Annotated in this window: 25 protein-coding genes; 13 read left to right on the top strand and 12 right to left on the bottom strand. The window is 72.8% G+C overall.

Translation table 11 applies throughout. From position 1 onward, the window contains the following. Window positions 1-64 precede the first annotated feature (64 nt). The 6 genes from ACFRCG_RS14030 to ACFRCG_RS14005 form a co-directional block, all read right to left on the bottom strand. Window positions 65-2,365 (bottom strand): FtsX-like permease family protein, encoded by a 2,301-nt coding sequence (locus ACFRCG_RS14030; RefSeq protein WP_380031267.1) that lies wholly within the window; start codon window positions 2,363-2,365, stop codon window positions 65-67. A gap of 20 nt (window positions 2,366-2,385) precedes the next feature. Next, entirely contained in the window at window positions 2,386-3,066 is a 681-nt protein-coding gene (locus ACFRCG_RS14025) for an ABC transporter ATP-binding protein (protein ID WP_380031243.1), read from the bottom strand. Then, the gene (locus ACFRCG_RS14020) at window positions 3,063-3,587 is read right to left on the bottom strand and encodes a PadR family transcriptional regulator (protein WP_380000465.1); all 525 of its coding nucleotides are present in this window, start codon (window positions 3,585-3,587) and stop codon (window positions 3,063-3,065) included. Before ACFRCG_RS14020 ends, ACFRCG_RS14025 begins: the two co-directional genes overlap by 4 nt. A gap of 94 nt (window positions 3,588-3,681) precedes the next feature. Then, window positions 3,682-4,473, bottom strand: coding sequence for a S1 family peptidase (locus tag ACFRCG_RS14015; protein ID WP_380031241.1), 792 nt, complete (start codon window positions 4,471-4,473; stop codon window positions 3,682-3,684). Window positions 4,474-4,607: 134 nt separating this feature from the next. After that, the gene (locus ACFRCG_RS14010) at window positions 4,608-4,925 is read right to left on the bottom strand and encodes a peptidylprolyl isomerase (RefSeq protein WP_380031239.1); all 318 of its coding nucleotides are present in this window, start codon (window positions 4,923-4,925) and stop codon (window positions 4,608-4,610) included. A gap of 126 nt (window positions 4,926-5,051) precedes the next feature. Beyond that, window positions 5,052-5,660 carry a PadR family transcriptional regulator gene (locus ACFRCG_RS14005; protein WP_380000471.1) on the bottom strand — a complete coding sequence of 203 codons (609 nt, stop codon included), beginning with the start codon at window positions 5,658-5,660 and terminating at the stop codon, window positions 5,052-5,054. Window positions 5,661-5,796: 136 nt separating this feature from the next. On the opposite strand from ACFRCG_RS14005, the gene ACFRCG_RS14000 reads away from it, so the two are divergent. The 8 genes from ACFRCG_RS14000 (at window position 5,797) to ACFRCG_RS13965 (ending at window position 12,585) form a co-directional block, all read left to right on the top strand. Further along, window positions 5,797-6,252: a hypothetical protein gene (locus ACFRCG_RS14000; RefSeq protein WP_380031238.1), complete on the top strand. Its 456-nt coding sequence runs from the start codon at window positions 5,797-5,799 to the stop codon at window positions 6,250-6,252. A gap of 72 nt (window positions 6,253-6,324) precedes the next feature. Beyond that, window positions 6,325-7,536 (top strand): FAD-dependent monooxygenase, encoded by a 1,212-nt coding sequence (locus ACFRCG_RS13995; protein ID WP_380031236.1) that lies wholly within the window; start codon window positions 6,325-6,327, stop codon window positions 7,534-7,536. Between the two features lie 190 nt (window positions 7,537-7,726). Then, window positions 7,727-8,185: a hypothetical protein gene (locus ACFRCG_RS13990; RefSeq protein ID WP_380000477.1), complete on the top strand. Its 459-nt coding sequence runs from the start codon at window positions 7,727-7,729 to the stop codon at window positions 8,183-8,185. Window positions 8,186-8,190: 5 nt separating this feature from the next. After that, the gene (locus tag ACFRCG_RS13985) at window positions 8,191-8,706 is read left to right on the top strand and encodes a thiol-disulfide oxidoreductase DCC family protein (protein ID WP_380031234.1); all 516 of its coding nucleotides are present in this window, start codon (window positions 8,191-8,193) and stop codon (window positions 8,704-8,706) included. Window positions 8,707-8,717: 11 nt separating this feature from the next. After that, complete coding sequence (locus ACFRCG_RS13980; protein ID WP_380031232.1) at window positions 8,718-9,485, top strand: TetR family transcriptional regulator; 768 nt, start codon at window positions 8,718-8,720, stop codon at window positions 9,483-9,485. 204 nt (window positions 9,486-9,689) lie between these two features. Continuing rightward, on the top strand, window positions 9,690-11,084 hold the full coding sequence (locus tag ACFRCG_RS13975; RefSeq protein WP_380031230.1) for a GMC family oxidoreductase: 1,395 nt from the start codon (window positions 9,690-9,692) through the stop codon (window positions 11,082-11,084). 25 nt (window positions 11,085-11,109) lie between these two features. Next, complete coding sequence (locus ACFRCG_RS13970) at window positions 11,110-11,727, top strand: HD family hydrolase (RefSeq protein WP_380031228.1); 618 nt, start codon at window positions 11,110-11,112, stop codon at window positions 11,725-11,727. A gap of 93 nt (window positions 11,728-11,820) precedes the next feature. After that, on the top strand, window positions 11,821-12,585 hold the full coding sequence (locus ACFRCG_RS13965) for a nucleotidyltransferase domain-containing protein (RefSeq protein WP_380031226.1): 765 nt from the start codon (window positions 11,821-11,823) through the stop codon (window positions 12,583-12,585). A 28-nt stretch (window positions 12,586-12,613) separates the two neighbouring features. Here the strand turns inward: ACFRCG_RS13965 and ACFRCG_RS13960 are convergent, their stop codons facing one another. Beyond that, window positions 12,614-13,141 (bottom strand): MarR family winged helix-turn-helix transcriptional regulator, encoded by a 528-nt coding sequence (locus tag ACFRCG_RS13960; protein ID WP_380031224.1) that lies wholly within the window; start codon window positions 13,139-13,141, stop codon window positions 12,614-12,616. A 52-nt stretch (window positions 13,142-13,193) separates the two neighbouring features. Between ACFRCG_RS13960 and ACFRCG_RS13955 the strand changes: the two genes are divergently transcribed. Continuing rightward, window positions 13,194-14,684 (top strand): FUSC family protein, encoded by a 1,491-nt coding sequence (locus ACFRCG_RS13955; protein WP_380031222.1) that lies wholly within the window; start codon window positions 13,194-13,196, stop codon window positions 14,682-14,684. Window positions 14,685-14,693: 9 nt separating this feature from the next. Continuing rightward, on the top strand, window positions 14,694-15,287 hold the full coding sequence (locus ACFRCG_RS13950) for a DUF1349 domain-containing protein (protein ID WP_380031220.1): 594 nt from the start codon (window positions 14,694-14,696) through the stop codon (window positions 15,285-15,287). 91 nt (window positions 15,288-15,378) lie between these two features. On the opposite strand, the gene ACFRCG_RS13945 is transcribed toward ACFRCG_RS13950, so the two are convergent. The 3 genes from ACFRCG_RS13945 to ACFRCG_RS13935 form a co-directional block, all read right to left on the bottom strand. Continuing rightward, window positions 15,379-15,591 carry a hypothetical protein gene (locus ACFRCG_RS13945; protein WP_380031218.1) on the bottom strand — a complete coding sequence of 71 codons (213 nt, stop codon included), beginning with the start codon at window positions 15,589-15,591 and terminating at the stop codon, window positions 15,379-15,381. A gap of 107 nt (window positions 15,592-15,698) precedes the next feature. Next, on the bottom strand, window positions 15,699-16,331 hold the full coding sequence (locus tag ACFRCG_RS13940) for a YigZ family protein (protein ID WP_380031216.1): 633 nt from the start codon (window positions 16,329-16,331) through the stop codon (window positions 15,699-15,701). An 88-nt stretch (window positions 16,332-16,419) separates the two neighbouring features. Beyond that, window positions 16,420-17,313: a LysR substrate-binding domain-containing protein gene (locus ACFRCG_RS13935; RefSeq protein WP_380031214.1), complete on the bottom strand. Its 894-nt coding sequence runs from the start codon at window positions 17,311-17,313 to the stop codon at window positions 16,420-16,422. Window positions 17,314-17,464: 151 nt separating this feature from the next. Here ACFRCG_RS13935 and ACFRCG_RS13930 point away from each other — a divergent pair, with 151 nt between their 5' ends. Both ACFRCG_RS13930 and ACFRCG_RS13925 read left to right on the top strand, forming a co-directional pair. Beyond that, window positions 17,465-18,697: an MFS transporter gene (locus tag ACFRCG_RS13930; RefSeq protein ID WP_380031213.1), complete on the top strand. Its 1,233-nt coding sequence runs from the start codon at window positions 17,465-17,467 to the stop codon at window positions 18,695-18,697. A gap of 77 nt (window positions 18,698-18,774) precedes the next feature. Beyond that, on the top strand, window positions 18,775-19,185 hold the full coding sequence (locus ACFRCG_RS13925; RefSeq protein ID WP_380031211.1) for a VOC family protein: 411 nt from the start codon (window positions 18,775-18,777) through the stop codon (window positions 19,183-19,185). Window positions 19,186-19,204: 19 nt separating this feature from the next. Here the strand turns inward: ACFRCG_RS13925 and ACFRCG_RS13920 are convergent, their stop codons facing one another. Beyond that, window positions 19,205-19,891 carry a helix-turn-helix domain-containing protein gene (locus tag ACFRCG_RS13920; RefSeq protein ID WP_380031209.1) on the bottom strand — a complete coding sequence of 229 codons (687 nt, stop codon included), beginning with the start codon at window positions 19,889-19,891 and terminating at the stop codon, window positions 19,205-19,207. A gap of 77 nt (window positions 19,892-19,968) precedes the next feature. On the opposite strand from ACFRCG_RS13920, the gene ACFRCG_RS13915 reads away from it, so the two are divergent. Further along, on the top strand, window positions 19,969-20,262 hold the full coding sequence (locus ACFRCG_RS13915) for a hypothetical protein (protein WP_380031208.1): 294 nt from the start codon (window positions 19,969-19,971) through the stop codon (window positions 20,260-20,262). A 26-nt stretch (window positions 20,263-20,288) separates the two neighbouring features. On the opposite strand, the gene tsaD is transcribed toward ACFRCG_RS13915, so the two are convergent. Beyond that, entirely contained in the window at window positions 20,289-21,365 is a 1,077-nt protein-coding gene (gene tsaD, locus ACFRCG_RS13910; RefSeq protein ID WP_380031206.1) for a tRNA (adenosine(37)-N6)-threonylcarbamoyltransferase complex transferase subunit TsaD, read from the bottom strand. Window positions 21,366-21,490: the final 125 nt, after the last annotated feature.

Below are 21,490 nucleotides of genomic sequence, written 5' to 3'. Positions count from 1 at the left end.
GGCCCGAAGACTTCGGGCCCGACGCCGCCACGCGCTCGGCCGAACCGTGCGCGGCTCCGTGCGTCTACTCCGTCCGCAGCCCGTCCGGCCGCATCATCCGCCACAGCGGCGGCAGACTCAGCGCCGTGACCAACAGCACCACACCCGCGCCGATCCCGGTCATCGAGACCAGCCCGGTCCAGTCCACCCCGAACGGACGTTGCACCATGCCGAGCAGCGCCGCGCCCAACGCCACCCCGGTGCCCGCCGCGAGGAACAGGCCGAGCACCACCGGGATCGCCGCCTGGTACAGGATCGACCAGCTCAACGTGCTGCGCCTGGTGCCGAACGCGACCAGGACCGACAACAACTTCCGCCGCTCGCGCAGCTGTTCCAGCATGGTCACCAGCAGACTCGCACCGATCATCAGCAGCACCACCGTCGAACCGATGAACAGCGCGGTGCGCACGTTCGCGAACCGCCGGGACTCGTGGGTCTCGCTCAGCGTGTACACCTGCGCCAACGGATCCACCCGGGCCACGGCGTTGCGCGCCAGGTCGCTCGCGTCCCGCACCGCCGGGTCGAGTGCCAAGGTCATCGAGTACGTCAGCTGCCGGCTCACGGCGGCCGGCACCGCGCCGGGCGTCGCCAACACCCCGTCGGGGGCGATCCCGCTCCCGTCCGCCCGACCCGGGACCGTGCGCGCGGCCGCGGGGATCACCCACGGCGTGAGCACGGGCGTCGCACTCGGGCCGTGGCCCGTCTCGATGACCACGTTCTTCCCGGGCACCGGCCGCATGCCCCCGACGGAATTCGACGTGCGCGGATCGATGACGAACGTGTCTCCGTCCGCACATCCCTCGATCCGGGCCGATTCGCGCAACGCGTCACACGTCCCGATCGTCAACGACGCGCCCGGACCGGGCTCGTCGCCCGGCTCGGCCAGGCGGGTGGAGGATCGCCAAAGCGCGCCGCGCACCCCCGCCGCCTCCCGGATCCGCCCGGCGATCCGCTCGATCCCCTCGGTGCCCATCGGCGCGTCGGAGTTCACCGAGAGTTGGGCCCGCGTCGTATCCGCGCCGGTCTCCTTGGTGTAGTCGTTCTCGATCCCCAGGAAGAGCATCTGGAGCGCGATCGCCCCCGCCACCGCGACCGCGATGCCGTTGACCGCCCGGGCCGCCGAGGTACTGCCCACCTGGAGCCGCCGGACCGCCAGTTGCCACGGCACCCGACCGGCGCCGAGCCGGGAGACCACCGCCTCCACGAGCCAGGGCAACATGGCGGTGACCCCGAGCAGGAGCAGCACCACGCCGAGCACGACCTGTCCCCGGTTGAACTGCCCGCTCTCCGACCCCCGGCGGATCAGCGGGTACAGCGCGGCCAATCCCGCGAGCGGCAGCAGCAGGCGCCACCACACCCGGCGCCGAGGAGGCGTGCCGGCCCGGACCACGCCCAGCGGTTCGATCACCACGGCACGCAGCGCGAACAGCGTCACCGCGACCGCCGAGCACGGCACCGCCAGCGCCACGAGCACCGCGAGCGGCACGCTCGGATCCAGGTCGGCCGGGAAGATGCTCAGGTCGAACGCGGAGGCCACGCCGGTCAGTTGCCGCCCGATCAAAAAGAAGCCGAGCCCGAACAGCAGGCCGAACAGTGATCCCGCGAGCGCCTCCCCCGCCGCGATCCACCGGGTCCTTCGCGCGTCGGCGCCGACCAGCCGCAGCGCCGCGAGCCGCCGGTCCCGCCGCTCGCCGCCGAACCGCACGGCCGTGGCGATCAGCACCGCGACCGGCATCAGCAGCACCACGAACATGACCACGACCAGCAACACCAGCCGGGGATCCATCGGTTCGGCGGGAAACGGACTGCCGAACGCGGTGATCCGCTGCACCGAACTCCATCGGTCGCCCGCGGTCACGGTGTCGTTCCCGGCGTAGAAGGCCAGTTCGTCCGGGCCGATCAGGCCCTTGTCGCCGATCGTGCCGACCGTGCGGTACGGGAACCGTTCCCGGAGCAGCCGCCCCCGGCTCGAATCGAGCAGGTCGGCCAGCGCCGGCGATACGACCATCTCCCCCGGCCCCGGCACCTTGACCAGCCCCGGCGGGATCGGCGCCTTCGGGCCCTCCGCCCGCACGAGCCGGCCGCGGATCTCGTCGCCCTTGTAACTGGTGTCGGCGTTGGCGATCAGCAGCGTACGGTCGCCGGCCTGCGCCGCCTGCCCACGCTGTTCGTTGCGATCGCGGCCCCGCTCGTCCCGCGCCGCCAGCGCGCTCGGAATCGAGGTGGTCAACAGCAGCAGCGCCACCCCGAGACCCACGCCGACAGCGGTCAACAGTGTGCGGATCCAGCCTTCCCGGCCGCCGGTGACCGCGAATCCGGCGCCCATCCTGAGATCACGGAAGACGTTCACGCGGCGCGCGCCATGTCTCGGGACCGGCCGTCGCGCACGACGATCTCCCGGTCTGAGTAGGCGGCGATCCGCGACTCGTGGGTGACCAGGACGATCGCGGCGTCGGTGGATCGGGCCGCCCCGATCAGCAGTTGCATCACCCGTTCGCCGTTGAGCGAGTCCAGCGCGCCGGTCGGCTCGTCCGCGAAGACCACCCGGGGACGGATCACCAGCGCACGGGCCACCGCCATGCGCTGGCCCTGGCCGCCGGAGATCTCGCCGGGCCGCTTGCGCGCGAGGTCGGCCACCTCCAGGCGCTCCATCCACTCCCGCGCCCGAGCCTCGGCCTCCTTGCGCTTGACCGCGTTCAGCCGCAGCGGCAGCGCGACGTTCTCCAGGCAGGTCAGTTCGGGTACGAGTTGGCCGAACTGGAAGACGAAGCCGAAGTCGCTGCGGCGCAGCGCGCTCCGCCCGCCGTCCGACATCGCGGTCAGGTCGCGGCCGTCGTAGCGGATGGTGCCGGAGTCGGGGCGCACGATGCCGGCCAGGCAGTGCAGCAGGGTCGACTTGCCCGATCCGGACGGGCCCATGATGGCCACCACCTCGCCCGAGCGGATGGTGAACTCCGCGCCGGCGAGGGCGGGCGTCGATCCGTAGGTCTTGTGCAGGTCGTGGCCGCTGAGCAGGGAGTCGGTCACTTGCGGATCTCCAGGGTGAGTTCGCCGAGCCGGGCGGCGGTGAGTTCGAGCCAGCGCAGGTCCGCCTCGAGGTGGAACAGCGCGTGGTCGCAGATCAGTCGGTCACTGAGGTCGCCGTCGATCTTGCGCCGGGTCAGCTCGCGCATCATGGTCAGGTGTTCGGCACGCTGGGTGTCGAGGATGTCCGCGGCGTCGCGGCCGGTCAGCAGCGCGAGGACGACCTTGGTGTAGAGCGTCGACTGGAGATAGGGCTCCGGCGTCTCCGGCCGGCCGAGCCACTGTTCGACGTCGGTGACACCGGCGTCGGTGATCGCGTAACGCTTGCGCTCGGGACCACCGCCGGATTCGAGCCCGTCTATCTCGACGAGGCCGTTCTTCAACAACCGCGACATGGTCGAGTAGACCTGGCCGTAGGCGAGGGTACGGTCGCGTCCGAAGCGCTCGTCGAAGCTGCGCTTGAGGTCGTAGCCGTGGCAGGGTCCGGACTCCAGGAGCCCGAGCAGGGTGTGGCCGATTGACATGCCGAGCACTATACGCACCAGGTATACCTCGTGTGTATAGCGGGGTGCCGTGAGCCCGTCGCCGTGCGGCGACGGGCTCACGAAGGGAAAAGCGCTAGAGACCCAGGTCCTTGGTGACCGCGCTCGCGCGGGTGAAGACCGAGCGGGGCTGGGCGCCGTCGCAATACTTGTTGCCCGACGACACGATGCCGATCAGCTTGCCGCCGGCCACCAGCGGCCCGCCCGAGTCGCCCCGGCAGATACTGGTTCCCGGGTTGGCGGCCGGCGGCAGGCCGCACACCTTGGTGGCCGTGGTGTCCCCGGGGAAGGTGTACGGCTCGCAGGACGCCACCGGCGACAACACCAGCGTGGTCCGCTGCTGCCGCGTGGTGGGCACGCCGCCGTCGCGCTTGCCCCAGCCGTAGACGGTCGCGGACTTGCCGAGGGTGTAGAGCGCGCCGTCCTTGGCGCCGGCGATCGGCAGTGTCGGGTCCTCGAGGGACCGGTCGAGCGTCAGTACCGCCGCGTCGTACGTGAGCGTGCCCTGGGTGTACTTCGAGTGCACGCGCGCGCCGGTCACCTTCCGGGTCCGACCGCCGGGCGCGGTCAACTCCACCTTGCCGGCGACCACGGTGATGCCGGTCGGGTCGTCCACCGCCGTGGCGCAGTGCGCCGCGGTGAGCACCTTGCGCGGGGCCACCAGCGTTCCGCCGCACAGCAGTTCGCCGTCGGCGGTGTACAGCGCGACGGTGTACGGCGCCGCTCCGGCCGGCGCATCGGTACCGTTGCGCACCGCCGAGGCGGACGGCGCGCAGAGTCCGACGGCGGCCAGGGCGACGACCGCCGCGCCGAACACCTTCGCCGCGCCGGGCCGGCGGGTGTCCGGCGTGTGCCGAGTACGAGTCATCCCGGGTACCCCTTTCGATCGCACGCCGGCGCAACGGGGGTTCCCGCCGCACGACGACGCTCCTGCCCCATGGACGCACACCGTCGCCGTCCGGATGCGTCCGCGCGGGATCCGTCACCCGAACGGGCGCCGACTCAGTCCTCGTCGACGTAGCGGGCCGGTCGGGTGTTCACCAGCTTGATGATGTGGAAGCCGTACTGGGCCGGAACCAGGTCGCTCACCTGCCCGGGGCGCAGCGCCACCAGGGCCTCGGCGAACGCGTCGGCGTAGTCGTCCTCCTGCCCCCAGCCCAGGTCGCCGCCCTTGGCCGCGGACAGCGGGTCCTTCGAGCGTTTGCGCGCGAGTTCGCCGAACCGGCCGGGGTCTCGGGCCAGTTCGTCGAGGATGGCGCGCCCCTCGCTCTCCGTCTCCACCGCGATGTGCAGAACGTGGTATTCCAGTGCGTCGGACAAGGTCGCTCCCGGGGTCGTCGCCACCCGGCGCGCCCGGGCCGAGCGCGGTCACCGAGTTGTCGATCAGGTGGATGATACGGCCGCCGCACAAGCACCCCGGGGAGGTGCCGACGGTGCGTGCGGCGGCTACTCCGCCGTCGCGTCGACGAAGGCGGCCAACGACGCCTGGTCCCAGGCCAGCCGGCCCGCCGCCAGATCGGCCGATACCGCGTCCACCCAGCGCAGTTCCGCGTCGGTCATCGCGCGCAGGTATTCGTCTTCCAACACCACCACACGCGGCAGGTTCATCCGCGTGGTCTGCGCCGCCTCCGCATCCAGATCGGCGAGCCGGGCGACCAGCGCCTCCCGACGCCGGGTCAACAACTCGCGCGCCGTCTCCGGGGTGACCAGCGCCAGGAAGGACAGCGCGGCCGGGAATTCGGGGAACTCGTTGCGCGGCGTACCCACCATCTCCGCCATCCAGGCGTGGCACGCGACGCGGCCCGCCTCGGTGATCTCGTAGACGGTCCGCTCCGGGTACTGCTGATCGCGCTCGGTCTCGCGCACCGCGATCAACCCGGCCTCGCGCAGCCGATTGATCGTCTTGTACAGCGACGCGCGCTGGCCCACGTTGACGACCTTGTCCTTGCCCCACTGCTTGATCCGCTGCTGGATCGCATACGGGTGCATCGGGTCGCGGTAGAGCAGGCCCAGCAGCGCCAGCGCAAGCGGTGACCTGCGGAAAGTCGTCGTCATGCGGCCAACCCTACTGGATTTCCGGCAACTAGCCCCGAGGGTACTAGTTGCTTAAACACTAGTCGCCATGCGACTATCGATTCATCGAAGCCATACACCGTCCCGAAGCCCCACAGCGATCCCGAGGAGCCTCCCGATGAACACCGCCGACCCGGTCCGCATCCACGCCGACCACGCCACCACCAAGCACCTGGGCCACTGGACCACCGCGACGACCTTCGAGGTCCGCGAACGGCGGGCCGCCGCCGTGCTCGACCTGCGCTCGCCGCGGATCGAGGAGGGCGACATCGAGATCCGGGTCGACCTGGACCACGCGATGCTCAAGCTCCTGGTCCCCGACGACGCGGTGATCGAGCAGAGCGGGTTGCGCTGGACCGGTCGCGGCCGGGTCAAGGACTCCGCCGCGCCGACTGCCGCCGAGGGCCGGGTAATCCGCCTGGTCGGTGCGATCGACCACGGCGAGGTCCGGATCCACCGCAGCGGCGTCGCGGTGTTGTCCGCGATGTTCAGCCGCGAGTTCGTCGAGGACGTACGACGCGCCCGCCGCGAGGGCACCACGCCCACCGTGGCCGACCCCGCGCACACTCCCTGACCGGGTAATTCCCGACATCCACCCGGGTCGGGCCCCGCCTGCCCCGCCCCACCCTCACCTCGGAGTACAGACATGAACCGCGTCAGGACCGCGATGATCATCGGCGGCGGCATCGCCGGACCGGTGACGGCGTGCGCGCTGCGCAGGGCCGGCATCGAGGCCACCGTGTACGAGGCGTACGCCGACATCGCGCCCGGCGACGCGTCGGGCGGCGCGCTGAGCATCGCGCCCAACGGGCTCGACGCGCTGCGGGTGATCGGCGCCGAGGAGGCGGTGTGCGCGATCGGCGAGCCGACCTCCGACATGGTCTTCGAGAACGGTCGCGGCCGACGCCTCGGCGCCGCCACCGGTCTGCCCGGCCTGCCCCCGAGCCGCACCGTGCTGCGCGCCGACCTGCACCGGGTGTTGCGCGAGCACGCCCTCGACCACGACATCCGCATCGAACACGGCCGCCGGCTCGTCGGGGTGCGGGAGGAACCCGACGGCGTCACCGCCGAGTTCGCCGACGGGAGCACCGCGAGCGCCGACATCCTGATCGGCGCGGACGGCATCCGCTCCACGGTCCGCACCCTGATCGACCCCGCCGCGCCCGCCCCGAAATACGTCGGCCTGCTCGGCTTCGGCGTCGGCGCCCACCTGCCGGGCGACCGCGACGCCCGGCCCGCCCCCGGCACCATGCACTTCGCCTTCGGCAAGCGCGCCTTCTTCGGCTACTGGACCCAATCCGACGGCGGCGTGGCCCTGTTCAGCAATCTGCCGCACCCGCCGATGACCACCGCGGAGGCCCGCGCGGTCCCCGCCGAACGGTGGCTCGGCCTGCTGCGCGAGGCGCACGCGGGCGACGTCCCCGCCGAGGCGGTGCTGCGCGCGGCCTCCGCCGACGACCTCCTGGTCGCCGGTCCGCTCGAACTGATGCCCCCGCTGCCGCACTGGCACCGCGAACGACTGGTCCTGGTCGGCGACTCCGCGCACGCCCCCTCGGCCAGTTCCGGCCAGGGCGCCTCACTCGCGATGGAAAGCGGTGTACAACTGGCCCGCTGCCTGCGCGACTTGCCCGACCCGATCGCCGCGTTCGCCGCATACGAGGCGATGCGCCGACCCCGGGTCGAGAAGATCGCCGCCGCTGCCGCCAAGACCAACAACAGCAAGGCCGCGGGGCCGCTCACCAAGGCCGTCATGGCCCTGCTGATGCCGATCATGACCCGCACCGTACTGACCCCGGAACGGATGTTCGGCGAGGCGCAGCGCCACCACATCGACTGGTCCGCGCCGGCCGCCGCCTGACCGACCCCTCCCACCCCCACCCGCTCCCCAACGCCCGTCGACCACCTCGCCCTTGCGGGGTGATCGACGGGTTTCGCGCGTTCCGACCCATTTCGCGCACCCGCCCGACCAAGAACTTGAACGTGTTCAAAAACAGGTCTAGAGTCACCGGCGTCGGCTGGTTTGAACACGTTCAAAAAGGAGCCGGTCCATGGACATGACCGTCCTGACCTATGCCATCTACCTGGGCATCAGCATCGCGCTCACCGTATGGGTGGCACGCACACTGAGCCGCAACGGACAGATCTTCCTGCAGGACGTCCTGCGCGGCCGCGAAGAACTCGCGGCCGCCGTCAACCACCTCCTGGTGGTCGGCTTCTACCTCGTCAACCTCGGCTTCGTCGCGCTCTACCTCAAGGTCGGCGACACCGTCGACGACGCCCGCGGCTCGGTCGAGGCGCTGTCCGTCAAGCTCGGCACCGTGTCGCTGGTCCTGGGCGGTCTGCACCTGCTCAACGTCTACGTGCTGAGTCGGATCCGGCGGCGCGGCCTGGACGAGGCGACCGATCCGGGCACGCACGCGCCCCAGCGGGCCCGGAAGTTGTCCGGCCGCGCCTACGGTCCGCCGATCGCGCCCCAGGGCTCCACCCACCCGGCTCCCGGGGTCTGATCCCGATGACCATCTCCCAGGGGAACACCGCGCCGGGCCGATCGGAGGGGACGGCCCGGCGCGGTACCCCCGCCCCACCTCCCCCGGTCCGCCGGATCACCGTCCTCTTCGACTCCGACTGCCCGCTGTGCACCGCGCTGTCCGGCTGGATCGCCCGGCAGCCGACCCTGATCGCGGTCGATCTGGTGCCGGCCGGCTCGCCGCGCGCCCGCAACCGCTATCCCGACCTGGACCACGAGGCCACCCTGCGCGAACTCACCGTGGTGGGCGGCTCGGGCGAGGTGTGGTCCGGCGCCGCCGCGTGGGTCACCGTGTTGTGGGCACTGCGCGCGTACCGCGGCCTGTCCTTCCGACTCGGCACGCCGATCGGGATGCCGATGGCCCGGGCCGCCGTCCTGGGCGCGGCCCGGATCCGCTCGGCCACACACCGGGGACCGCTGCCGCCCGACCCGGACGGGGACCCCTACCGGGAACCCTGGACGGTCGTCGAGTGTGACGACGCCTGCGACCTCGCCCACTAACCTTGCCTCTCGTGGAGCACGTGGCAGGCACCGACGCAGCGAACCCGACCGACGGCGGCGACAGGACGGACCCGGGCGGGCGCCCCGGCAAGAGCGAGCAGACGCGGTCCCTGATCCTGGAGACCGCGCTGCGGCTCTTCCGCGAACGCGGCTACGACAAGACGACCATGCGGGCCATCGCCCAGGAGTCCGGCGTCTCGGTCGGCAACGCCTACTACTACTTCGGCTCCAAAGAGCACCTGATCCACGGCTTCTACGACCGCCTCACCCACGAGCACATCACCCGCTGCCGGCAGGAGCTGCGCGGTGTCCGCGACTTCGGCGACCGACTCCAGGTGGTGTTGTCGGTGTGGCTGGAGGTGGCCGAGCCGTATCACGCGTTCGCGGTCCAGTTCTTCCGCAACGCCGCCGACCCGGAGAGCCCGCTCAGCCCGTTCTCGGCGGAGTCGTACCCGATCCGCGAACAGGTCACCGAGCTGTTCGCCGACGTGCTGCGCGGCTCCTCGCTCCGCATCGACGACGAACTCGGCGAACTTCTCCCGGAGTTGTTGTGGCTGCACCTGATGGGCATCGTGCTCTTCTGGGTATACGACCGCTCACCCGAGCGCACCAAGTCCCGCGCCTTCGTGGCCCGCACCACCCCGATGGTGGAACGCCTGATCACCCTGTCCCGCTACAAGGTCTTCCGCCCGCTGGTCCGCGACGCCGAACGCCTGATCCGCGACTACATCGTCCCGGAGGGCGTCACGCCCCCCGACCCGCCGAAGCGGCACGGATAACCCACCACATGCGTTCGGGAGGCGTGGCGCGGCGCGGCCGATTACGCCCGCACTCACCATGTACTCGGCGATGACGCTTCCGCACGTCACCTCCCGCCGGTCCTTGTGATGCCACGCAAACCCTGCGGTCGTGCGTGCCTCTTGTGTGCCCATCATGGCCATGATAGCCATGACGGATCGTCGGTTCGCACGGAAGTGGGCAACATGCGGGGTTTCGAGGTCGTCGTGGTCGGAGCCGGGTCGGCCGGGTGCGTGGTCGCCGCGCGGTTGTCGCAGCGCCACGACGTGCTCCTGCTGGAGGCCGGACCCGCCGCACTGCCCGAGGAGTTGCGGCGGCTGTCGCGCCCGATCCGGGCGCCCTACGACTGGGGCGACACGGTCGTCTCCGGCGATCGGGACCTGCGGTACGCGCGCGGCCGGGTGGTCGGCGGCTCGTCCGCCACCAACGGCGCGGTGGCCATGCGCCCCGAACCCGAGGACTTCGACACCTGGCCCGAGGGCTGGTCCTGGGCCGACATGTTGCCGTGCCTGAACCGGATCGAGCACGATCTCGACTTCGGCGACCGGCCCTACCACGGCACCGACGGGCCGATCCCGATCATCCGGCACCCGCGCGCCGACTGGGCCCCGCTCCAGGCCGCGTTCGCCGCCGGTTGCGCGGCCGTCGGCATGCCAAACTGCGCCGACCACAACGCGCCCACCGGCACCGGCGTCGGCCCGATTCCGATGAACCGCCGGGACCGCACCCGGGTCTCCAACGCCGCCGCCTACCTGGCCGGCGCGGCCGACCGGGTCACCGTACGCGCCGACACGCACGTGGCACGCGTGCTGGTCGAACACGGCCGTGCGGTCGGTGTCGAACTCGCCGACGGCGCCATCGTGCCCGCCGGTCGGGTGGTCCTGGCGGCCGGCGTGGTTCAGTCCCCGCTCCTGCTCGCCCGCTCCGGGCTCGCCGCCGCGAACCCGCACGTGGGCCGGCATCTGACCGACCACCCGGTGGTCTCCTTCGCCGCCCGGGTCGACCCCGACGCGGTCCCGGCCGACGCGCCCACCCTCCAGCTGATCGCCAAGGCGACCGCCCGCCGCCGCCACGACCTCCAGCTGACCCCCGTCGCCCGGCGCGACCCGGACGGCACGTGCGAGCTGGACATCAGCGTGAGCCTGCAACTCCCCGCCGGCGCCGGCACGGTGACCCCCACCGCCGCCGACCCCGCCGCACCCGCCCGGATCGACTGGCCGTTCCCGGCCCACCCCGACAACCTGGCCCGACTGCGCGAGGGCCGCCGCCTCGCAGCGCGCATCGCGCGCGAGAGCGGGATCCTCCTCGACAACACCGAGGCAGACCGCGCGGCCGCGCTCGGCGACGCCGAGTCCGACGAACTGATCCGGCGCACCCACTACGCGTTCTACCACGGCGTCGGCACCTGCCGGATGGCCGAAGACCCGGCCGCCGGCGTGGTCGACCCGACCGGGGCGGTATTCGGGTTGCGCGCATTGCATATCGTGGACGCGTCCGTGATCCCGACCGTGCCGCGTACCAACACCCACCTGCTGGTGACCGCGCTCGCGGAACGGTGGTGCGATCTGGATACCGCGTGATCGTTCGATCCAGTCAGGAGTCGTCTTGTCCGGTGTTCCCCTGTTCCCGCCCACCGACCCGCACCTCGCCGCACAGGTCGGCTTCATCCTGGAGATCGACCGGCTCAAGGGCGTGGTGCGGCGCAACCTGATCGCGGACGCCTCCCGGCGCGAGAACACCGCCGAGCACTCCTGGCACCTGGCCATGCTGGCCGGCACGCTGGCCGGGCACGCCGCGACCGATGTCGACGTGGCCCGGGTGACCCGGATGTTGTTGATCCACGACCTGGTCGAGATCGACGCGGGCGACACCTTCTACTACGACAGCGTCGCCGAGGCCGACCAAGTCGAGCGCGAGCAGCGCGGCGCGGACCGTATATTCGGCCTGCTTCCGGCGCCGCAGGGCGATGAACTCCGGGCGCTGTGGGAGGAGTTCGAGGCCCGCGAGACGCCCGACGCGCGCTTCGCGAAGGCGATCGACCGATTCCAGCCGTGCCTGCTCAACTTCCACACCGAGGGCGGCACCTGGCGCGAGTACGACCTCACCCGCACCGAGGTGCTGGCCAAACAGGGCAGCACGATCGAGGACGGCTCCCCGTCGTTGTGGGCCTACACCCTGGAACTGATCGACGAGGCGGTGCGGCGCGGCTACCTCAAGCCCTGACCGATGAGCCCCGACCGATGAGCCCCGACCGACGAATCCCGACCCACGCGCCCCGGCCAACCGTTTTGCCGGCGCCGGGTTACGCTGCCGAACATGACCAGTGACGCATCCTTCACCACCCACGTCACCCAACGTCTCGCCGCGCTGCCCGGAGTGGCCGCCGTGGTACTCGGCGGGTCTCGTGCCCAGGGCACCCACCGACCCGACAGCGACTGGGACTTCGCGGTCTACTACCGCGACGGCTTCACCCCCGACGCGATCCGGGGACTGGGCTGGCCGGGCGAGGTGTCGGAGTTCGGCGCCTGGGGCGGCGGGGTCTTCAACGGCGGCGCCCGGCTCACCGTGGAGGACCGGCCGATCGACCTCCACTATCGCGAACTCGCGGACGTGGAGCGGAGGTTGGCCGAGGCACGGGCGGGCCGCTTCGAGGTCGAGCGGTTGATGTTCCACCTCGCCGGCGTGCCCACCTACCTCGTGGTCGCCGAACTCGCGGTCAACCGGGTGCTGTTCGGCGACCTGCCGCGCCCGTCCTACCCGTCGGCGCTGCGCCGCGCCGCACACGCCCGGTGGAGCGACGACGCGCGCCTGACCCTGACCTACGCGGACCAGGCGCACGCCGCGCACGGGCATGTCACCGACGTCGCGGGGGCGATCGGCCGGGCGGCCTGCGAGGCGGCACACGCGGTGGCGGCCGGTCGCGGCGAGTGGGTGACCAACGAGAAGACCCTGCTCGACCGTACGGGCCTGCGCGACGTCGACGAGATCGCCGGCCGACTCACCGCGTCCACCCTGTCCACCGCGATCGCCGAGACGCGCGAACTGCTCGACGAGGCCCTGACGGCGAGCCGCCCGGACTGACGTGTCACCGTAACCCTATAGTACGCGGTCACTTATCACTCTCGGGTGGTACTTCCGTGTCATTCGCCCCGTCGCCGGCCATCCGCCGCATCAGGTCGGCGGCGAGGCGCAACACCTGCCGCTCGGTTTCGGTGAGCGATCCCATCGCCCCGGCCAGCCACGCGTCCCGCTCCGCCGCGTCGCGCACCAGCGCCGCGCGGCCGGCGGGGGTCAGCGTGAGCACCGACTGCCGCCCGTCCCGGGCGTCCCTGGCCCGGGTGAGCAGACCGTCCCGGGCCAGCTCCGCGAAGACCCGGGTGAGCGACTGGGGTTGCTGATGCTCGGCGGCGGCCAGTTCGCCCGGAGTACACGGCCCGTGCCGCAGCAGCCGGCCCAGCACCACCACCTTGTTGCTGCTCAACGCGTCGGCCGACCGACTCGCCCGCATGCGCCCGGCGACCGCGGTGATCCCGCGCCGAATCGCGGCCACATCGCCCGACGCGACCGGCCCGTCGGCCCGTCCGCCGCCCTGCCCGGTGGCCGTCGACGGCTCCATGCTCGCTCCCGCTCCGGTCATATTGCCAAGCTATCACTTACCATTTACTAAGCTTGCGCTTACGATTTCCGCCATGGAATCGCCTCGCGCGACCACCGTCGCGATGGTTTCGGTGCTCGCCGCCTACGGCTCGGCCCTCCTCCTGCAACGCACCGCCCACCTACACGCCGACATCGTCGTCGCGGCCGTGGTGATCGCGCTGACCCTGGCCCGCACGCAGCGCGACGCCGACCCGCTCGACCGCGCGCTCGCCTGCGTCGTCCTGCCCCCGGTCGCCATGCTCGCCGCCGAGATCGGCTCCCTGATCCCGCGTCATCCCGCCGTCGGCGGCACCCTGTTCGCACTCGCCATGGCAACCACCGTCGAACTGCGCCGCTTCGCCTCCCGGATCGCCGCCGCCGCGAATGTCGCGGCGCTGCCCCTGGTGGCGAGCCTGGTCCTGCCCGCCGTCGGCACCCGTCCCGCCGATCACACGCACACGTTGTGGGTCGGCCTGAGCACCCTGGTCACCGCCGTCTGGGTCGGCGCGGTGCACCTGGCCATCCCCGGCCCCGGCCCCGAGCCACGTCGACCCGGCACCTCCACCGGCACCCGGCGCCGCCTCCCCGCGAGTACGCGGATGGCCGTGCAGACCGGTCTCGCCCTCGGCGCGGCCTTCGCCCTCGGCCGCCATCTCTGGCCCACGCACTGGTCCTGGGCGGTGCTCACCGCCTACCTCGTCTGCGCCGGCACCCGCGGCCGCGGCGACGCGCTGCACCGGGGTGTGTTGCGCACCGTCGGCGCCGCGGCCGGCACCGCCTTCGCCGGCGTGCTCGGCGGCGCGTTCGCCGCCCACGACGCCGGCGCGATACCGGTCATGTTCGCCCTGCTCGCCCTCGGCTCCTGGCTGCGCACGATCGACTACGCCTACTGGGCCGCCTGCGTGACCGCCGTACTGTCCCTGCTCTATGGCTACTTCGGCCAACCCGCCGGCGACCTGCTGGTGGATCGCCTCGCCGCGATCCTGCTCGGGGCCGCGCTCGGCGTGGCCACCGCCTGGCTGATCCTGCCGATCCGCACCGTCGACATCCTGCGCCGCCGGGTCGCCGACGCCCTGGCCGCACTCACCCCGCTCCTCGCCGGCCCCATCGGCGCACCGTCGTCCACCGACCACCCGGTGCACCGCTTCGACGCCGCGGTCGCCGCGCTGCACCCGCTCGAACCGGCCCTGCGCGCCCACCACCGACTGGTCCGCCGACACCGCCCGGGCCCGCACCCCGTCCAGGCGATCGACGCGGTACGCGCCTGCGTGGGACCGGCCCACCGCCTCGCCGAACCCGCCCCCGGGCACACCCCGACCGCCGAGGCCAGGACCGCCGTGGCGGCCAACATCGGCGCCGTGCGCCGCGCGATCGGTCGTCGACCCGGCACGCCGTACCACCCGCTGCCCATCACCCACCGACCCCCGGGAAGCCCGCTCACCGACCTCGACACGGCACTCGCCGGCCTCGCCACGATCTTCCATCCGGCCGCACCGGAGCCGGCGGACGAGCACCCGGACGGTTTCGCCCCAGGGCCCGGATAGGCTCGGCGAATGCATTCCGTGGCGGTGGACTGGGACGACGCACACTGGCTCAACCCGCCGGCCGGCGCCGAGCGCGACGGCGACGCACTGGTGGTCACCCCGGTGCCGGGCGCCGACTTCTGGCGACAGACCTCCTACGGCTTCACCCGCGACACCGGGAGTGCGCTGCTCGCCGACCTGCCGCCGGGCACGGCGGTGGAGGTCACCTTCGAGGCGGAGTTCGACACGCTCTACGACCAGGCCGGGGTGTTCGTCCGGGTGGACGAGCAAACCTGGGTCAAGGCGGGCGTCGAGGTCACCGACGGCGCGCTGCACGTCGGAGCCGTGGTCACACACGGTGTCTCCGACTGGTCGATCGCCCCGGTACCCGAGTGGGCGGGCGGCCCGATCACCGTCCGGGTCAGCCGGGCCGGCGACGCGCTCACCATCCGGGCACGGCCGGCCGACGAGCCCTGGCGGACCATCCGACTCGCCCCGCTGTCCCCGGACGCGTCGGCCACCGCCGGGCCGTTCTGCTGCTCACCGGAGCGCGCGGGCCTGCGGGTGCGTTTCACGCGCTTCGTCCTCGGCCCCGCCGACGCGGGCCTGCACGAAAACCCCTGAAGCAGGCACCCTCAAAACAGGCACCCTCGGAACAACCACCCTGAAACAGGCGCCTCTGAATCAACCGCCCTCGAAGCCGGTCGGTGACCGCTCAGGTCTCGCCCGCCGGGGGAACGCTCACGCCGTACTCCCGCGCCTCGTGCAGCGCGTCCTCCAGCTCGTCGAGCGCCGGCGGCAAGGCGTTCGTGTCGTGCGCGTCACTCGCCTCCGTCAGCACGGAACGGGCCCGGATCACCCGCTCGCGCACCGCCCGGACGACCTCGGCCTGGTCGATGGCCGACTTCTCGTCGTATCCAGCCGTCATCACTTCCTCATTTCCCGCAGCCCCCGCGCGAGTACCCGTACACCCATTGGTGTTCCGACCTGAGGCGGGTTTCAACCGGCATGGGGCGTACGGGCGCGAGAAGTGCGTCAGGAAGTGTTTGGGGAGGCGTCCACCTCGACGAACGTACGCCCGGTCTCGCGGGCGCTCGCCCGGCCGCCCGTCAGGTCGGTCAACCGCCCCACGAAGCGGTCCCGGTCCGGCTCCGGGACACACACGTCGATCGCCACCTCGGCGCCGTAGCGGATGTCGCGCACCTCGTGGCCGAGCCCGCGCAGGTCGTTTTCCAGCCGCCCGGCGTGCGCGTGGTCGACATCCACGGTCAGCACCAGCATCGGGCGCAGCTCGACCACGCCGACCGCGTCCACCGCCTCGGTCACCGCCGAGCCGTAGGCGCGGATCAGGCCGCCGGCGCCCAGCATGATGCCGCCGAAGTACCGGGTCACCACCGCCACCGTCTCGGTCAGCTCGCGGCGCCGCAGCACCTGGAGCATCGGCGCACCGGCCGTGCCCGACGGTTCGCCGTCGTCGTACGCCTTCTCCTGCCCGCCCGCGATCCAGGCCGAGCAGTTGTGCCGCGCGGACGCGTGCAGCGCCCGGCGGCGGGCCAGGAACGCCTGCGCCTGCGCGTCGTCGGACACCCGCGCGAGGGCGCACACGAAGCGGGAACGCCGAACCTCGACCTCGACCTCACCTTCGGACTTGATCGTGAGCAGCGGCATGACCGGGGCCTTCGGTACGGGATCGACGGACGCCCTCCACGGTAGGGCCCGACGGCGCCCGACCCGGGCCCGGGCTCACCGTGCGCGGCTACGCCGGTACGATCTGCCGCCCCGAGGCCGCCACGAACGCGCGCAGCAGGGTGGTCTCGTCCCCGCGCCGCCAGGTGAGCGTCACCGCCGACTCGGTCAGCCCGGTCACCGGCAGGAAGGCCACGTCGGGGCGGCCGTTGTACGCGGCGAACTGGGCGCAGAACAGCAGCACGCCGTGGTCGCCCGCGATCAGCGACAGCACCTCCTGGAGGGTGCCGGCGCCCGGTCCACGCGGGATCGGCCGCCCGCCCGGGGTCACCGTCGGCGACTGCAGCTCACGCCAGGGCGCGGGCGCGGGTCCGGCGATCTCCACGAACACGCAGTCGGCCAACTCCTCCGCGTCCACCCGCGCACGCCGCGCGAACGGGTGCCGCGTCGAGACGCCGAGCACCAGCGGGTCGGCGGCGATCACCGGGCCGGTGCACAGCGTGGGATCGCCCACGGGCAGGGTCACGAAGGCGGCGTCGATCTCGCCGCGCAGCACCGGGCCGAACGGGTCCGACAGCGGCGTCTCGACCAGGTCGGCGCGGGCCTGCGGGTGCCGGGCGCGGAAGTCGCCGACCAGGTCGAGGAGAGCGCCGTACGGGGTGCCGACGAAGCCGATCCGCAGCACGCCCTCGATGCCCCGGGCGCGGGCCTTGGCCCGCTCGACCGCGCCGGTGAGAGTGACGTAGGCGGGTCGTACCTCGGCCAGGAACGACTCGCCCTGCCGGGTGAGCCGGACCCGGCGACTGCTGCGCTCGAACAGTCGTGCGCCGATTCGGTCCTCCAGTTGCCGCAGCAACTGGCTGACCCGGGCCTGCGAGGTGTAGAGCCTGGCGGCGGTACGGGTGAAGTGCAGCTCCTCGCTCAGCACGACGAAGCACTCCAGCTCCCGGAACTCCACACTCATCCCGTTCCCCTCCCCCGCTCGGTCCCGGCACCGGGCGCCGGGCCCGGGTGGGCCGTCTCCCATGTTCCGACCTGCGAGCATAAGCGGCCCCTATGCTCGCATGCGATCTTCGCCGTTGTTCGGGATCGGGGCCGTGCCCAGGGTGGAGGGCATGTCCAACCCGGTCGTCGACACCGACGCGTACCCTCCCGCCCCTGCCCGACCCACTCCCGCCGACCCGGCGCCCGGGACCGCGTCCGCGCGTTCCTGGCTCGCGGTGGCGGCGATCGCCGTCGGCACCTTCGCGGTGGTCAGCACCGAGATGATGCCGGTCGGCCTGCTCACCCCGATCTCGCACGGCCTGCGCGTCTCCGACGGCACCACGGGCCTGGCCATGGCCCTGGCCGCCGTGGTCGCCGGGTTCGCCGCCCCGACGGTGTTGGTCGCCGCCGGGCGGGTGGATCGGCGGGTCGTGCTCGCCGCGATGATGATCGTGCTGCTCGCCGCCAACACGATCGCCGCCCTCGCGCAGAACTTCGCCACGCTCCTGGTGGCCCGCGTCCTGGTGGGCGTCAGCATCGGCGGCTTCTGGGCGATCGGCGCGAGCCTGCCGATACGACTGGTGCCCGCCGGTTCGGTCGGTCGGGCCTCGGCGGTGATCTTCGGCGGCGTGTCCGTGGCCTCGGTGGTCGGTGTGCCGGTGGGCACGATGATCGGCGAGTGGGCGGGCTGGCGGGCCGCCTTCGCCGCGATGGCCGGGCTCAGCGCGGTGGTGCTGGTCGCCCTGCTCGTCCTGCTCCCGCCGCTGCCCGCCGAACGGGCGGTGCGGCTGCGCGAGATCCCGGCGCTGCTGCGGCGCGGTGGGGTGGTGGCCGGTGCGTCGGCGCTGGTCCTGGTGGTCACCGGGCACTTCGGCGCGTACACCTACGTACGACCGGTCCTGGAGGAGCTGGGCGGCCTGGGTCCGGGGCCGATCGGCGCGCTGCTGCTGGGCTACGGCGTGGCCGGGGTGGTCGGGAACGTGCTGGCCGGGGCGTACGCCACCCGCCCGCCGCACCGCACGCTCGCCCTCGCCGCCGGGCTGCTCACCGCGGCGGTCGTGGTGCTCGCGGTGTCGGGAACGTGGACGCCGGGGACCGCGGCAGCGATGCTCGTGTGGGGGTTGGCGTACGGCGCGGTGCCGGTCGCGTTGCAGGGGTGGATGTCGCGGGTGGCGCCGGACGCGCCCGAGGCGGGCTCGGCGGTCTTCGTCACCGGGTTCCAGCTGGCCATCTCGCTGGGTTCGCTGCTCGGCGGGGTCGCGGTGGACGCGGTGGCCACGTCGAGCGTGTTGTGGTTCGGCGCGGCCCTGGCCGCGGCGACCACGCTGCTCGCGCTGGTGTGGGGCCGGCGTGCCGGGCGCTGATCGGGGCCCGGGGCCGCCCCGGCGACACGTCCGATTCGTTCAAGACCACGAGCGCCGCGGCCGGCTAGCGTGCGGGCATGACTTCTCCTACGCCCCGCTTCCACTTCATCGGGCTCGTGGTCGCCGACATGGCCGCCTCGCTCGCGTTCTACCGGGCCCTGGGCCTGGCCGTCCCGGCCGACGCCGATGCCGAGCCGCATGTCGAAGTGCCGCTGCCGGACGGCCCGTTGCTGGTCCTCGACACGATCGCGACGGTCCGCTCGTTCGCCCCGGACTGGACCCCGCCCACGGGTGGCCACCGGGCCTCGCTGGCCTTCGCGTTCGCCGACCCGGCGGAGGTCGACAAGAAGTACGCCGACCTGGTCGCGGCCGGGTTCACCGGATACCGGGCGCCGTGGGACGCGTTCTGGGGACAGCGGTACGCCGTCCTGCACGACCCGGACGGCAACGGCGTGGACCTGCTCGCCCCGCGGTCGCAGGCCGCGTAGCCGGCAGGGGACCGCGCGCTCAGCCCAGCAGCGTGCGCAGCGGCACGCCCGCCAGCGCCTTGACGTCGCGGGCGAAGTGGGCCTGGTCGGCATATCCGGTGCCCGCCGCGACCCGGGCCGGCGGCATCCCGGTGCGGGCCAGGTCGAGCGCCCGTTCCAGGCGCAACACCCGGGCCAGCGTCTTGGGCCCGTAGCCGAAGGCGGCCAGCGAGCGGCGGTGCAGTTGACGCTCGCTCAGTCGCACGCCGGCGGCGACCGTCGCGACGTCGGCGCCGGCCCGCAACTCGCCGACCACGGTGCCGGCGAAGCGGGCCGCCTCGGGGTCGCGGTCGCGCAGCCGCGCGGCGGCCAGTTCCTCCAGGAACGCCGCCGGGTCGGGGGCGGCGGCGAGGCGTTCGCTCAGGATCCGCACATCGCGCTCGCCCCACACGTCGGCCAGCGGGATCCGCCGATCACGCAGCGCGTCGGCGGGCGTCCCGAGCAGCGCGGGCCCGACCCCGGGGGCGCAGCGCACCGCCGCGTAGCGCGCCCCGACCCGGTCCTCCACCACGTGGGCCAGCGTGTCGGGACCGGCCACGACCAACTCGTCCCCGGACCAGATCAGGTCGATGCAGCCGTCCGGGAGCACCCGCGCGGATCCGTCCGCCTCGACGGTTCGGGTCCAGACGATCAGCGGAGCCAGGTGGGAACGACGTTCGACGTACACCACCCCATTATCCCCGCGCCGCCGGAGGTACGGTTGAGCCGTCAAGCGGGCACGGCCTGAAGAGGGCAGGGGTAGTCATGGGCAACGAACGACGGTCCGACCTCGAACCACAGCCGGACGGCGAAGCACGACCCGACACCGGGCAACGGCTCGACGCCGAGCGGGGCCACGACCACCCGCAACCGCCGGCCGAGGCACGCACGGCGGCCGACCCGGAGGCCGATCAGGCCGCCCGCGCAGCGCGTTGGGGCCACCTGCCCGAGCGGGTGGCGGCGGCCGACCTGGTCGAGGAGAAGCCGGCCGACCCACCCAACGACCCCGAGTTCGGCCGCGACCCCGACCGCGACTGGCTCCTGCGCTACACCCCCTGACGAGGCGAGCGCCGGGCGGTCGGGGACTACCCGGCCGCCCGCCGCGTCGCCGGCGCCGCCGGGTGCAGCGACGCGTATTCCAGCGGCGCCGACGGGTCGATCGAGACGTCGAGGGGAGCCGGGGTGACGCCGGCGCGGATCAGCAGGTCGCCGACGGCCGCGATCATCGCGCCGTTGTCGGTGCACAGGCGCGGCGGCGGCACCCGCAATTCGATGCCCGCGGCGGCGCAGCGTTCCGCCGCGAGCGAGCGCACCCGGGAGTTGGCCGCGACACCGCCGACGACGACCAGGGTGCGTACGTCGTGGGCGCGGCAGGCGGCGACCGCCTTGCGGGTCAGCACGTCGGCCACCGCCTCCTGGAGCGCGGCGGCGCCGTCCGCGACCGGGAGTTCGGCGCCCTGTGCACGCACGCGCTCGGCCCAGCGGGCGGCGGCGGACTTCAGGCCGGAGAAGGAGAACGCGTACGGGTCGTCGCGCGGGCCGGTCAGTCCGCGGGGAAAGGCCACCGAGGCGGGGTCGCCGTCGCGCGCCGCCCGGTCGATGGCCGGGCCGCCCGGGTAGGGCAGGCCGAACACCCGGGCCACCTTGTCGAAGCACTCCCCCGCCGCGTCGTCGAGGGTGTCACCGAGGTGCACGATCGGGTCGCGGGCGAGGTCGCGCACCAGGAGCAGCGAGGTGTGTCCGCCGGAGACGATCAGCACCACGCTCGGGTCGGGCAGCGGCCCGTGTTCGAGGGTGTCGGCGGCGACGTGTCCGGCCAGGTGGTGCACCCCGTAAAGGGGCACGTCCAGGGCGAGCGCGAAGCCCTTGGCGGCGGCCACGCCGACCTGGAGCGCGGTGGCCAGGCCCGGCCCGGTGGTCACCGCCACCGCGCCGATGTCGCCGCGGCGCAGCCCCGCCGACTCCAGCGCGGCCCGGACCGTCGGGGTCACCGCGTGCACGTGCGCGCGGGCCGCGATCTCCGGCACCACACCGCCGAAGCGCACGTGTTCGGCGATGCTCGTGGACACGGCGTGGCCGAGCAGCCGGCCGTCGCGGACCAGGCCGACCCCGGTCTCGTCGCAGGACGATTCGATGCCGAGGACGATGGGAGAAGCGCTCATGCGCCGAGCCTAGTTGCCGCCCTTGGGTATTTGCACATCACCTGCAACAAACCGGCGACGCTCTCCCGGGTGGATCCGGGATCGCCCGCGAATCCTTGACACCACCTGTCAGGGACCCCTCCATA

The organism is Embleya sp. NPDC056575 (assembly GCF_042793325.1).
Taxonomy (GTDB): domain Bacteria; phylum Actinomycetota; class Actinomycetes; order Streptomycetales; family Streptomycetaceae; genus Embleya.
This window is presented reverse-complemented; position numbering and strand designations above follow the sequence as displayed.